Below are 12,975 nucleotides of genomic sequence, written 5' to 3'. Positions count from 1 at the left end.
GCTCAGCCTCCCGACCCATCACAGGAGGACGGATGCCCGATATCGACCGGCGCACGGCGCTGACTGCCACGGGCCTTGCCGGCCTGGGTCTTGCCCTTCCCGCTGACGCCCTGGCCCAGACGGCCAACAGCCTGGACGCGCGCAAGCCGGGCCTGCCGCTCAAATCCGGGCATCTCCATATGGGCACCGGCGCCGGGCCGCAGGGGCGGATCGGCATCACCAATCTCTATCTGACCCGCGACGACCGGCCCTGGCTGCCGGTGATGGGCGAGTTTCACTTCACCCGCTTCCCGAGCGAATATTGGGAAGAGGAATTGCTGAAGATGAAGGCGGCCGGCGTCGGCATCGTCGCATCCTATGTGCTGTGGAACCATGTCGAACTGGCGCCCGGCACGATCGACTGGACCGGCGATCGGGATATCGGGCGCTTCGTGCGGCTCTGCCAGAAACATGGCCTGCTCTTCTTCCTGCGGCCCGGCCCCTGGGGCCATGCCGAGGCGCGCTTTGGCGGCATTCCCGACTGGATCGCCGGCAGCACCCGCACGCGCAGCAACGACCCCGCCTATATGGCGCAGGTCGAGCGTTTCTGGCGCGGGCTGCACGATCAGCTCAAGGAGCTGATGTGGAAGGATGGCGGACCGATCGTCGGCATGCAGGTCGAGAATGAATATAATCTGGGTGGCCCCGGACAGGGGCGGGAGCATATCGCAGCGCTGAAGGCGCTGGCGCTGCGGATCGGCTTCGACGTACCGCTCTATACCGTGACCGGATGGGACCAGACCGTCTATCCCAAGGGCGAGGTGGTGCCGGTGCATGGCGGCTATCCCGACGAGCCCTGGTCGGCGAAGACGGTGAAACTGCCGCCCAAGGAAAATTACCTGTTCCGCTTCGACAGCCGGGTGAGCGGCGACCTGGGCGCGCAGACGCGCGGCGGGCGACGCGGCGACGCCGACAGCGACATGGAAGATACGCCCTTCCTGGGTGCGGAATATGGCGGCGGCGTGCCGGTCATGTATCGGCGGCGGCCATTGTTGCAGCCGGCCGACGTGGCGGCGGCGGTGACGACGCAGGTGGGATCGGGCGTCAATCTGCTGGGCTATTATATGTTCCATGGCGGCGCCAACCCGATGGCGAACGGGCGCATGCTGGAGGAAACGCAGCGGTCGGGCGGCTATAATGACTGCCCGGCGATCGCCTATGATTTCCAGGCGCCGATCGGCCAATATGGCGAGGTCAATCCGGTCAGCGCGGCGCTGCGCCCGCTCCATTATTTCCTGGCCGCCTATGGCGAGGCGCTGGCGCAGATGACGGTGCATGCGCCGGCCGTGCTGCCGGCTGACAAGGATGATCTGAAGACACTGCGCTGGGCGGTGCGGGCGAAGGGAAACAGCGGCTTCCTGTTCGTCAACAATCATGTCCGCCAATATGGCACGGCGGCGCATCCCGGCACGCAGTTCAATGTGACATTGGCCGGCGGCCCGGTTCGCCTGCCGAGCCGGCCGGTGACGATCGCGCCGGGCGACAATTTCTTCTGGCCGATCGGCATGGATCTGGACGGGGTGCGGCTCGACTGGGCGACGGCGCAGCCGGTGACGCGCATCGCCGACAGCGACGGGCCGATCCATGTGATGGCGGCCTGCCTGCCCGGCCCGGTCGAGCTGGCCTTCCCCGCCGGGACAAAGGTCGATGCGCCGGCACGCAGCGAGGGCGGACGGGTGATCGTGCAGGTGCCGCCATCCGCGACGCGCCCGGTGCGGGTGACCGGCGCAGACGGGCGAGCGGTGCGGTTGCTGCTGATGGACCGGGAGGCGGCAAAGCGCATCTGGGTCGGCGAGATCGGTGGCGAGCGGTGCGTGGTGCTGAGCGCGGCGGATGCGCTGTTCGGGCCGGACGGGCTGGAACTGCGCCAGCGTGGCGAGGCGCGTTTCGCCTGGCAGATATTGCCCGGCAAGGCAGCGATGATGACGGCGAAAGCGACAGGCATCACGCCCCTGCCCTTCACCCAGACGCGCGAGGCCGGCACGGCGCCGCCGATCGAGATTGGCGGGCCGGCCAAGGCGGCAATGCAGCCCCTGCCCGAGGCGCACAAGGCAGCGGCGGCCTTTAGCTTCACCATCCCCAAGGATGCGTTGCCCGAAGGTGGCGACGCCTTTCTGGAGATTGACTGGCGCGGCGATATCGGCCGGCTGTTCGATGGCCCCGACATGCTGGACGATGCCTATTGGGACGGACGGGTCTGGCGGATCGGCCTCAAGCGCTTTGCCGCGCGGCTGGGGCGCCCCTGGACGCTGACGGTGATGCCTCTGCGCGCGGACGCGCCCATCTATCTGGACGACATGGCGCGGGCGAAGCTGCCGGCGGGGGCGCAGGTGGCAACGCTGGAGGTGCTGCGCATCGTTCCGGAATATCGCATGGAGGTGAAGGCATGAACGGGTTCACACGCCGCGGCACATTCGGCCTTGCCACCCTGCCCCTGCTGGCCCGGCCGGCGCTGGCCAAGGCGGGGAAGAATGGCGCACGGCCCGGCCCCTATCTGATCGGCGCCGATATCAGCTGGGTGCCCGAGGATGAGGCGGCGGGGGCGTGCTATTTCGTGGACGGGGTGCAGAAAGACCCGATCCTGATCCTGCGCGATGCCGGGTTCAACGCGATCCGGCTGCGCATCTTCGTCGATCCGGCCAAGGGCTATTCCAGGCGGGAACCGGACAAGGCCTGGGCCGGCCTGGCCCAGACGGTGAAGCTGGGCAAGCGGGTGCGCGATGCCGGCATGGGGCTGGTGCTGAGTTTCCATTATAGCGATACATGGGCCGATCCGGAGCATCAGGCGGTGCCGGCGGCCTGGGCCGGTTATGACCTCCCGGCGCTGGCCAAGGCGGTCGAGGCGCATACGCATGATGTGCTGGTGGCGATGCGGGCGGGCGGCGCGCCGGTCGACATGGCGGTGATCGGCAATGAGACGACCTTCGGCATGTTGTGGCCTTATGGCCGGGTGAAGCTGTCGACATCGACCGGCAATCCGGTGACCGACGCCAATCATGCCAAGGTTGGCGAGGTTGGCGGGTTCGACGGCTTTGCCGCATTGCTGCGCGCGGGGATTGCCGGTGCGCGCCGGGCCGAGCCGGGGGTGGCGATCCAGGTGCATAATCATCTGGGCCGGCACTGGCCGATCGTGCGCGAATGGACCGACGCGCTGATCGCACGGCAGGTGGATTTCGATGTGGTCGGCTTTTCCTGCTACCAGCAGCGGGCGCAGGGTGACTGGGCCACGACCTTCAGCGAATATGTGAAGCGCTATCCCGACAAGGGGCTGCTGGTCGCCGAATATTCGAGCCGCAAGCGCTATATCAACGATCTGGTCCATGCCCTGCCCGGCAAGCATGGCTGGGGCAGCTTCATCTGGGAGCCGATCCGGCACCAGGAGGCGATTTTCGACCAGGATGGGCATAATGCCGGCGAAGGCGCCAAGCCCGACCTGATCAGCCAGGGGCTGAATGGGGCCGAGGCGCCGGGCGGGCTGGCATCGCAGCAGCCGGCCGTGCCGAAACCCGAACCCACCGGGCCGATGGGCCATGGCGGCGACTATGTCGCCAATGAGCTACTCGACCTCTACCCGCAAATGGCCAAGGATTATCGCTGATGAGACGGCGCGACTTCACATTGGGGCTGGGCGCATTGGCGCTGGCAGGGTGTGCCACCCGGTCGGCAGCGCGCGCCGATGACCTGCTGGTCTTCGCCTATTTCACCACCGGCAAGGGCGAGGCCGACGGCCTCAAACTGGCCGTGAGCGAGGATGGCTTTGCCTTTCGCACGCTGGCGGGCGGACGCAGCCTGCTGGTGCCGCAGGTGGGCGAGAAGAAGCTGATGCGCGATCCGTTCCTGTTCGCGGACAAGGGCGTCTATCATCTGCTTTGGACCACCGCCTGGGAAGGGGTGACGATCGGCCATGCGACCAGCCGCGATCTGGTCCACTGGTCGCCGCAGCGCGCCATCCCGGTCATGCAGGACGTGCCGGGTACCCGCAATTGCTGGGCGCCCGAGGCGGTCCGCGATCCGGCGACCGGGCGGCATATCCTGTTCTGGTCGAGCACGGTGGAGGGCCGTTTCACCGAGACGGCGGGCACGTCGGAGTCGGGCTATAATCACCGGCTCTGGTCGGTCAGCACGGCCGATTTCGAGACGTTCAGCGCGCCCGCGCCGCTCTATGACCCCGGCTTCAGCGTGATCGACGGGACGTTCGCGCAGGCGCCGGGTGGCGGCCTCTATCTGATCGTCAAGGACGAGACGGTGCAGCCGCCGCACAAATGGCTGCAGGTGGCGAAGGCAGACAGCCCGAGCGGGCCGTTCGGCCCCCTGTCGCCGCCCTTCTCGCCCGGCTGGGTCGAAGGGCCGATGAGCGCACAGGTCGGCGATGCGCTGCTCTGTTATTATGACGTCTACAAGGAAGGTCGCTGGGGCGCGGCGATGACGCGCGACATGGTGACGTGGACCGACGTCAGCGCGCGCCTGACCATGCCGGCCGGCGCGCGCCACGGGTCATTGCTGCGGGTTCCCCGCGCTCTGGTTGCCGGTATCGTCTGAGGTCCAGCCGCCGCCCAGCGCCAGGAAGATGGCGATCTGGTCCTGCACCAGCTGGACGCGGGCGGCCGCGGCCGAGGATTCGGCGCTGGCAAGGCTGCGTTGGGTATCGAGCAGGTCGAGGAAATCGCTGCGGCCGAAGCGGAACAGCTTGTTCGCCTGCCCCGCCGAGACATTGGCGCTGTCGCGCGCGCGATCGAGCGCAGCCGCCTTTTCCGCATCGCGGCGATAGGTTTCGAGCGCGGTTTCGGTCTGGCGCAGCGCTTCCAGCACGCTGCCGTCGAAGCTGGCGAGATCGGCCTGCACCTGGGCATCGGCCTGGGCGATGCGGGCGCGGACCACCGGGCGATTGGGGAAGGTCCAGCTGATGAGCGGGCCGAGGCTGAAGCCGAAGGCGGAGCCGGAGCCGAAATCCTTGAGCGGGCCGGACAGGCCGACCGAGCCGCCGATGCTGACCTGCGGATAGAGATCGGCCATGGCAACGCCCAAAGTCGCGGTGTCGGACGCGATCATGCGTTCGGCCTGGCGAATGTCGGGGCGGCGGCGGATCAGGGCGGTGCCATCTCCCACCGGCAGCGGCACACCGAGCGACGGCAGGGTGGCGCAGCTTTCCACATCCCTGGGATAATCGGCCGGCGGACGGCCGAGCAGGGTGGCGAGCAGATAGAGGCCGCTCTGGCGCTGTGCTTCATAGACCGGCAGCGTCGCCTCGCTCTGGTCCACCGCCGCCTGGGCGCGGCTGACGTCGAAGGCGGTGCCGCGACCGCCCTTGAACAGGCGCTGGGTGGCGTTCAGCGTATCACGCTGGAGCGAGACGACCCGGCGATTGACGCCGAGCGCATAATTGGCGGCGCAGACCTGGGCATAGGCCTTGGCGGTGGCGGCGGCGACGCTGACGCGGACATAGTCGCGCGCGGCGGTCACCGCCTCGACATTGGCGCCGCTCGATTCGATCGCGCGGCGGATGCGGCCGTTGAGGTCGAGCGGATAGGAGGCGCTGAGACCGAAATCATAGCTGACCGAGCCGGGCAGATGCTGGGTCACGCCCGAAGGCCGCGCCAGCGTTTCGCCGCCGCTGATCGTGGTGCTGATCTGGCGCCCCGCCTCGGTCTCGCGCAGCACGGCCTGCGCCGCGGTCAGATTGGCGTCGGCGACGCGCAGGTCGGTATTGGCGGTCAGCGCTTCGGCGATCAGCGCGTCGAGCCGGGGGTCGTTATAGAGTTTCCACCAATGGTCGGGCAGGTCCGCATTGCTGAAGCCCGCGCCCTGCGCCGACTGGAAGGCGCCCTGCGCGCCCGGCGCGGTCGCGGCCGAATGCTCGGGCGGATGATAGTCCGGCCCGGCGGTGGCGCAGGCGCTGAGCGCCAGGGCCATCAAGGATGCAGCAAGGCCCTTACGCATGGCGGCAGCTTCCCGGCTTGGCATCCTTCTTCGCCGGTTCGACCGTGACCGTGGCGGTGCGGCCGGAGATCAGCGTGATATTGGCCGGGACATTGGTGAGCTTCACCCGGACCGGGATGCGCTGGGCGAGGCGGACCCAGGAGAAGGTCGGCTCGACCGTGGGCAGGAGATTGCCGGAATCGCTGCGGGTCGAGTCATTGATGCCATAGGCGATGCTTTCGACCTTGCCGTGCAGATCCTGCTTCTCGCCCATCAGGCGGACGGTGACCGGCGCGCCGATGCAGACCAGAGGCAGCTTGGTTTCCTCGAAATAGCCCTCGACCCGCAGGCTGTCGCTGTCGATCAACGCCATCGCCTGGGTGCCGGCGCCAAGATAGTCGCCGGGATGGAGATCGAGATTGGTGACGACGCCGTTGACCGAGGCGCGGACCTGGGTGCGCTTGAGGTTCAAGGCGGCGGCATCGCGCGAACTGCGCGCCTCGGCCAGCGCGGCCTGCGCGGTGGCGACGCGGGCGACATTCTGTTCATGGCTTTCCTTGGCGACGAGATCGCCCAGCGCCAGATCGCGGGTCGCCTCCCGCCGGGCCTGGCCGAGCGTGGCCTGGGCGCTGGCAATCTGCGCCTCCGCCTGTTCCAGCGCCAGCGCATAGCGCGGCGTGTCGATGACGAAGAGCAGGTCGCCCGCCTTCACCTGCTGGTTGTCGCGCACCGCGACCGAGGTGACGAGGCCGCCGATATCGGAGGTCACGCGCACCACGTCGGCGCGCACGCGGCCGTCGCGGGTCCAGGGGCTGCGCTCATAATGGTTCCACATCCACACCGCGACGATGACGGCGAGAATGACGATGATGATGGTGGCGGCGCTGCGGATCAGCGTCCCGGTCAGGCGGTTCATAGGCGGATTCCCAGCATCGGAACGAGAATGGACAGGCCCCCGAGCGTCAGCACGAACAGGCTGAGGTCGACGAGGGCCCGATAGGCAAGAAAGCGGTAGAGGCCGAACGCCGCGATCAGGCGGGTGAGGCCATAGGTGAGGATGAGCGCTGCCAGCGCCAGCGCCAGCAGCGTGGGGAAGAAGACCCCGTCGATGGACAATTCGCCGGTCATGCGGGGACTCCGGTCAGGGGGGGCATGGGTGGCATGCGATAGCCGGCGCTGTCGGCGAAGAGATTACGCCGCAGGCTGACCAGCGCCAGGATCGCATCGCGGCGGACCGAGGGCGCGGGATTGGCGGCAAGGTCGCCGATGGCGCTGTCGATGTCATCGAGCAGGGCGGGATCGGCCGATGCCGGCGCATCGGGATCGAGCCGGCGATAATGGTCGGCCACGCCGCCCAGCACCCGGCCAAGCGGGGCGCCTTCGTCAAAGGGAAGATCGACCCGGAGCTGGCGCAGTTCGCCGATGGCGACACCGGTGCGCAGGTCGCGCAGTGCGTCATAGAGCGGCTTGCCGCTGTCGGTGCGGATGGCGGCGAGGCGTGGGGCGAGCAGCGCGATGCGATCGAGCATGCGGTTGATCCAGCCGCGCACATCGGGCTGGGTCATGAGGTTGGCGCGAGTGGCGATATCCGCCCAGCCGGCGCGCACGGTGCGGCGCACGGCGCGCTCCACCCCGGCCGATTGCAGCAGGCCGGCCATGATGATGGCGAACCAGATGCCGACAAGCTGCGCCACCGAACCGTTCACATAGGAGGCGAAGGCGCTGACATAGGCACTGGAGAGCAGCACCGGACTGCCCAGGCCGAGCAGCGTCGGCAGCGCAATGCCCATCCAGCGCGGCGAGGCCATCATCGCGCCCAACACCAGCAGCGGCGGCGCATAGGCCAGGGCGAGCATGGCGAAACCGTCGAGCCTGGGCATGATGGCATAGCCGTAGAGGGCGCCGAGTAAGGTGGCGATGATGGTGCCGATCATGAAGCCCTTGAGCGGGGCGAGCGGATTGTCCGAGGCGGAGAAGAGGGCGAGGAAGACGCCGGCCAGCATCACCGCGCTGCCGCCATCATGCCAGCCGCTGCCGATCCACAAGGCACAGCCGATCGTCACCGTCATGAAGGCCGCGAAGGCGCCCCGCGCGGCCCCGGCATAATCGCGATGCAGTTCGCGGTTGCGGCGCCCCTCCAGCAGTTCGGCGACGCGCGGCGTCACCGGGCTGCGGCTGTGGGTCAGCATCTGATCGAACAGGTCGCGGCAGTCGCGGTGGACGGCGATCAGTGTGCCGAGGCGGGAATAGAGACTGAGCCGCATCATACCGGCCCAGTCCATATGGCTGTCGGCTGTCGGCTCCAGCGCGGCGCAGCGGTCGATCAGCGCCTGGGCGCCGGCGGCGCGGGTCGCACTGTCGGTGCCGGGATGATCGAGCCAGTCGCGCGCATCGGCGATCAACTGTTCGACCTGGGCCGGGACGATGCCGCCATTGGCCTGTTTCAGCATCGCCAGCCGATCCTCGACCGCGGCGCCCAGCGGCAGCAGCAGCGAGAGCTGGTCCTGCATCGCGCGCACAGTCCGGACGCGCGGCGCGAGGCGGCTGATGTCGAAGGGCAGATGGATCGACATCTGGTGCAGTTCGGTGACGTCCTGCGCCAGGCGGCGGCGTTCGGCGTCGAGGCCGGGCACCGGATCGGTCGCGATCGCATCGCGCGACCAGCGTTCGGCATCGCGCAGCATGGCTTCGACGCGGGCGAAGAGGTTGCCGGTGATCGAGCCGGGCAGGACGACGCCATGGACGATGCTGCCGCAGGCGATGCCGATCCAGATTTCCTGCACGCGCAGGGTGGCGACGGTGAAGATGGTCTGGGGCGAGTCGACGTCGGGGAAGACGATCAGGCAGGCGCTGTAGCCGGCCAGCACGAACATGTAGGAGCGCGGCGTGCGATCGAGCAGCGAGACGAACACGCAGAGCGCCAGCCAGGCGGCCATGGCGAGGGTCAGGAGTTCGGGCGAATTGACCAGCGGCGGGACGATCGCGACGGAGAAGGCGGCCCCGACAATGGTGCCGATGGCGCGGAAGATCGCCTTGGAAATCACCGCGCCGGCGAGCGGCTGGGCCACGATATAGGAGGTGAGGAAGGCCCAATAGGGACGTTCCAGGCCAATGCTGAGCGCCACATAAAGGGCCAGCATCGCCGCCAGGAAACATTTGAGCGAGAATAGCGCGGCGGGAACGCCGAGGCGCTCGCTCCAGGCTGACAAAGCGGCCTTTTTCATGACTGGCCCCGGCGCTCCCCGATACGGCGTCGCAACAGTTCTAACAGATTGACGGCGGTCTCGATATCCGCCTCTGGCACACCATCGAGCAGGTCGTTGCGCATGTTGCTGAGCCGCGTTTCGATGCGACCGACAAGGTCGCGGCCGGAGGTGGTGAGCGACAGGCAGTTGGACCGGCGATCCTCCGGATTGGGGGTGCGCTCGATCAGGGCAGCGGCCTGTAGATGGTCGAGGGTGCGGACCAGCGAAGGCTGGGTGATGCCCAGCACATCGGCCAGTTCGATCTGGCGCACGTCGGCGCCCAGCCGGTCGAGATAGAGAAGGCACCAGCCGGCGGAATTGGAGACGCCGAATTCGGCCAGGGTGGAATCGGCAAGCTGGCGCCAGAGGCGCGCGATCTGCGGCATATTATGCGCCAGCGCGCGCTGAAGTTCGGTCCGATTCACGAACGCTTAGATAGCTAACTAATTTTATAGTGCAACGGGTCGGCCATGAATTTTTGGTAATGTCGGCTGCGGCCCGGCATGAACCGGGCCGCAGCCGATCGGGATTATGCGCGACGCGTGCCGGTGAAGGGCGCGGCACCAAAGGCGCCGAGCTGCATCGTGCCGGTCAGGCTTTCGCCGGTGATTTCGGCTTCGCATTCCAGCGTCATCGGCATGGGGATGGTCATTTCCATCTTCCAGGTCAGCTTGTTGCCGGCGACCACGCCATCCTTGACGTCGAGCGAGCCCATCATGCCGGCAAAGGTGCCGTTGAAGCGGTCTCCCGTGCTGATCACGGTGAACACGCCGGTCTGTTCGCCCAGCGGGGTCTTAGCCACGCAATCATAGGCACCATCCACTGCAGCCATCTCACTTCTCCTTTACGTTAGCGTCAATCAGCCAATGTGCCCATTTCCACCGGCAGGCCGACCGCGTCAAGCTGGGGCTTCACCAATTTCGCATCGCCGACCACGACCCAGATCAGCCGATCGGGGTTGATCGCCTCGCGCGCGGCCTGATCCATCTGCGCCGCAGTGATGGCGCGATAGGTCGCCGGCAGGGTGGCATAATAGTCGTCGGGCCGGCCGAGGAGATTGTTGCGCATCATCGCCGAGAGCAGGTCGGACGAGGTTTCGAAGCTGCCGGGCAGCGACAGGATCTGGCCGTTGATGGTCTGGTCGCGCTCCGCCTGGGTCGTGCCCTTGCTGGTCAGGAAATCCTTGATGTCCTGGCGCGCGGCGATGATCGATTCGCCGGTCTTGTCGGTCTGGACCGGGGCATAGACCAGCAGCGGAATGGTTTCCTTGACGCCGGGCATGCCGGTGCCCGCGCCATAGGCCCAGCCCTTCGCCTCACGCAGGTCCATGGTCAGGCGCGAGGTGGTGCTGCCGCCCAGCACCTCGTTCGCGGTGATGAGCGTGACCGGATTGTCGGTGCCCGCCTTGTTGGTGAGCTGGCCGGCGAGGATCATCGACTGCGGGCTTTGCGGCTTGTCGATGAGGACGATGCGCGACGGGCGCATCATGCGGTCCATGCGGAACAGCTTGGCGCCCTTGGCGATGGCCGGCGCCTTCCAGTCGCCGAAGCGCTTTTCGAGCAGCGGCAGCAGTTCAGCGAGCGTCGTGTCACCGGTGGCGAAGATGGTCGCATTGTCCGGGCGCATCCATGTGTCATGGAAGGCGACCAGATCGGCGCGCGTCACCGCCTTGACGCCGCTTTCGGTGCCCGAACCGGTGAAGGGAATGCCATAGGGATGGGCCTGGCCATAGAGCATCGGCGGCAGCATGCGCTGGGCGATGGCCATGGGCTGGGTCTTTTCCGCGGCGATGCGGGTCAGCATCTGGCTGCGCAACCGCTCCACTTCCTTGGGATCGAAGGCGGGGTTGCGGATGATGTCGGCGAGCAGGCCGAGCGAGGCGTCGAGATTGGGCTTGAGCGCATAGAGGCCGACATTGGTCGCATCCATGCTGTTGGCCGCGCTGATGCCGGCGCCCAGCCGTTCCTGCTCCTCGGAAATCTGCACCGAGTTGCGGCTGGTGGTGCCTTCGTCGAGCAGGGCGGTGGTGAGCGCGGCGGTGCCGAGCTTCTGCCGGTTGTCGGCGGCATTGCCCGCGTCGAAGGCGACCGAGACCTTCACCACCGGCACGGTGGCGCGGCGCGAGAAGACGACGGACATGCCGTTGGACAGCTTCGCGCGTTCGACCGGCGGGAAGACCAGATCCTTGACCGGCTCGATCGGCGGCTCGGCCACCTTGGTCGGCGGCGGCGGCGTGCCGGCCTTGGGCGCCGGGCCATTGGGATCGCGGAAATGGGCGGGATGCATGGTCGCGCTGCCCGTCGGCGCATTGCCGGCGAGCGCATTATCCTCGGCCGAGCGTTCGCCCGGCGACACGGTCAGGCGGAAGACCGGGCGGCCCAGCCATTTGCGCGCGGCGGCCGAGACGCTGGCGGGCGTCGCGGCGGCATAGATGGCAAGATCCTTCTTATATTTGCCGGGATCATTGGAATAGACCGCGCCTTCGGCCAGGGTCACCGCCTTGCCGGAGAAGCCGCCGACCTTTTCGAGACCACCGATCGTGCCGGAGAGCTGCTGGGTCGCGGCGCGCAGCACCTCGTCCGCGCTCGGCCCCTTGGCGAGATAGTCGGCGAGCAGCGCATCGAGCCGCTTGCCCACGGCGACCGGATCCTGGCCCGGCTTCACGTCGACGGTGATTTCGACCATCGACAACTTCTCGAACGGCTGGATGCTGGCCTTGACCGCGACCGCCACCTTCTCGTCGCGCACCAGAATATTGTCGAGGCGCGAGGAGCCGAGGCCACCGAACACCGAGAGGGCAAGGTCAAGCTGCTGCAGGTCGGGCGAATTGACCCCGGGGACGATCCAGTTGCGGTAAAGGCGGGTGGCAGCGACATTGTCGTGCATCACCTTTTCCACATCCTTGTCGAGCGTCGGCACGGTTGCATCGACATCCTGCGGCGCCGGGCCGGCGGCGATGTTGCCGAACCATTTTTCGACCTTCGCCCTGGCGGTCGGCACGTCGATGTCGCCGGCCAGCACCAGCGTGGCATTGTTCGGGCCATAATGAGTCTTGAACCAGCTCTGGACGTCGGCCAGGCTGGCCGCGTTCAGATCCGCCATCGAGCCGATGGTCGAGTGGCGATAGGGATGGCCTTCGGGCAGCATGCCGGCAAGCTGGGCATATTCGACCAGGCCATAGGGCTCATTCTCGCCCATGCGCTTTTCATTCTGGACGACGCCGCGCTGGGCATCGAGCTTGGTCTGGGTCACGGCGCCGAGCAGATGGCCCATGCGGTCGGATTCCAGGAACAGTGCGCGATCGAGCGCGCCGGTCGGCACCGTTTCGAAATAATTGGTGCGGTCGAACCAGGTCGTGCCGTTCCAGTCGGTGGCGCCGATATCTTCCAGACGGCCGAAGAAGGGACCGTCGGCATTTTCCGAGCCATAGAACATCAGATGTTCGAACAGATGGGCAAAGCCGGTCTTGCCGGCAGGCTCGAAGCGCGAGCCGACATGATACCAGACCGAGACGGCGACGATCGGCGCCTTGCGATCGGTATGGACGATGACCCGCAGACCGTTCGCCAGGCGAAATTCCTGATAGGGGATGTCCACCGCCGAAACGAGGCTGGAGAGCGGCGCGGGCGCGGCGGCGGCAGCGGCCGGGGCAGCCTGCGCGGCGGAGCCAAGCGGCGCGAACGCAAGCGCGGACAGGCCGAGCATCAGGGGAAGCCGGCGGGACATGCGGGTAAGGATCATGAAGACCTCTAGGACAGGAGGGCAGTCGATACGG

10 protein-coding genes are annotated in these 12,975 nt (G+C 67.3%); 3 read left to right on the top strand and 7 right to left on the bottom strand.

Annotated elements, in window-relative coordinates; all coding sequences use genetic code 11:
• The first annotated feature begins 32 nt into the window (after nt 1–32).
• From E5554_RS03870 to E5554_RS03860, 3 genes are read left to right on the top strand one after another with little or no spacing between them, the layout of a single operon-like run.
• Nucleotides 33–2,429 (top strand): beta-galactosidase, encoded by a 2,397-nt coding sequence (locus tag E5554_RS03870; protein WP_136186003.1) that lies wholly within the window; start codon nt 33–35, stop codon nt 2,427–2,429.
• Nucleotides 2,426–3,637, top strand: coding sequence for a glycosyl hydrolase 53 family protein (locus tag E5554_RS03865; protein ID WP_017501719.1), 1,212 nt, complete (start codon nt 2,426–2,428; stop codon nt 3,635–3,637). Before E5554_RS03870 ends, E5554_RS03865 begins: the two co-directional genes overlap by 4 nt.
• Nucleotides 3,637–4,578, top strand: a complete 942-nt coding sequence (locus E5554_RS03860) for a glycoside hydrolase family 43 protein (protein ID WP_017501720.1) — start codon at nt 3,637–3,639, stop codon at nt 4,576–4,578. The genes E5554_RS03865 and E5554_RS03860 overlap by 1 nt, the downstream gene beginning before the upstream one ends.
• Here E5554_RS03860 and E5554_RS03855 read toward each other — a convergent pair.
• From E5554_RS03855 to E5554_RS03825, 7 genes are all read right to left on the bottom strand, one after another.
• Nucleotides 4,534–5,976: an efflux transporter outer membrane subunit gene (locus E5554_RS03855; protein WP_136186002.1), complete on the bottom strand. Its 1,443-nt coding sequence runs from the start codon at nt 5,974–5,976 to the stop codon at nt 4,534–4,536. The two genes, E5554_RS03860 and E5554_RS03855, sit on opposite strands and share 45 nt — an antisense overlap.
• Nucleotides 5,969–6,871: an efflux RND transporter periplasmic adaptor subunit gene (locus E5554_RS03850; protein WP_136186001.1), complete on the bottom strand. Its 903-nt coding sequence runs from the start codon at nt 6,869–6,871 to the stop codon at nt 5,969–5,971. Before E5554_RS03850 ends, E5554_RS03855 begins: the two co-directional genes overlap by 8 nt.
• Nucleotides 6,868–7,083, bottom strand: a complete 216-nt coding sequence (locus E5554_RS03845; protein WP_004209328.1) for a DUF1656 domain-containing protein — start codon at nt 7,081–7,083, stop codon at nt 6,868–6,870. The genes E5554_RS03850 and E5554_RS03845 overlap by 4 nt, the downstream gene beginning before the upstream one ends.
• Nucleotides 7,080–9,179 carry an FUSC family protein gene (locus tag E5554_RS03840; protein ID WP_017501723.1) on the bottom strand — a complete coding sequence of 700 codons (2,100 nt, stop codon included), beginning with the start codon at nt 9,177–9,179 and terminating at the stop codon, nt 7,080–7,082. Before E5554_RS03840 ends, E5554_RS03845 begins: the two co-directional genes overlap by 4 nt.
• Nucleotides 9,176–9,625, bottom strand: a complete 450-nt coding sequence (locus tag E5554_RS03835) for a MarR family transcriptional regulator (protein ID WP_004209326.1) — start codon at nt 9,623–9,625, stop codon at nt 9,176–9,178. Before E5554_RS03835 ends, E5554_RS03840 begins: the two co-directional genes overlap by 4 nt.
• A gap of 104 nt (nt 9,626–9,729) precedes the next feature.
• Nucleotides 9,730–10,032: a hypothetical protein gene (locus E5554_RS03830; protein ID WP_004209325.1), complete on the bottom strand. Its 303-nt coding sequence runs from the start codon at nt 10,030–10,032 to the stop codon at nt 9,730–9,732.
• A gap of 23 nt (nt 10,033–10,055) precedes the next feature.
• A complete protein-coding gene (locus E5554_RS03825; RefSeq protein ID WP_026109299.1) occupies nt 10,056–12,941 on the bottom strand; it encodes a pitrilysin family protein in 2,886 nt (961 codons plus the stop codon).
• Between the last annotated feature and the right edge of the window lie 34 nt (nt 12,942–12,975).

Origin of the sequence: Sphingobium sp. PAMC28499, from assembly GCF_004795815.1 — a bacterium.
GTDB lineage: Bacteria > Pseudomonadota > Alphaproteobacteria > Sphingomonadales > Sphingomonadaceae > Sphingobium > Sphingobium yanoikuyae.
The sequence above is the reverse complement of the archived record's forward strand: the minus strand, read 5'-3'. Positions and strand labels throughout refer to the sequence as shown.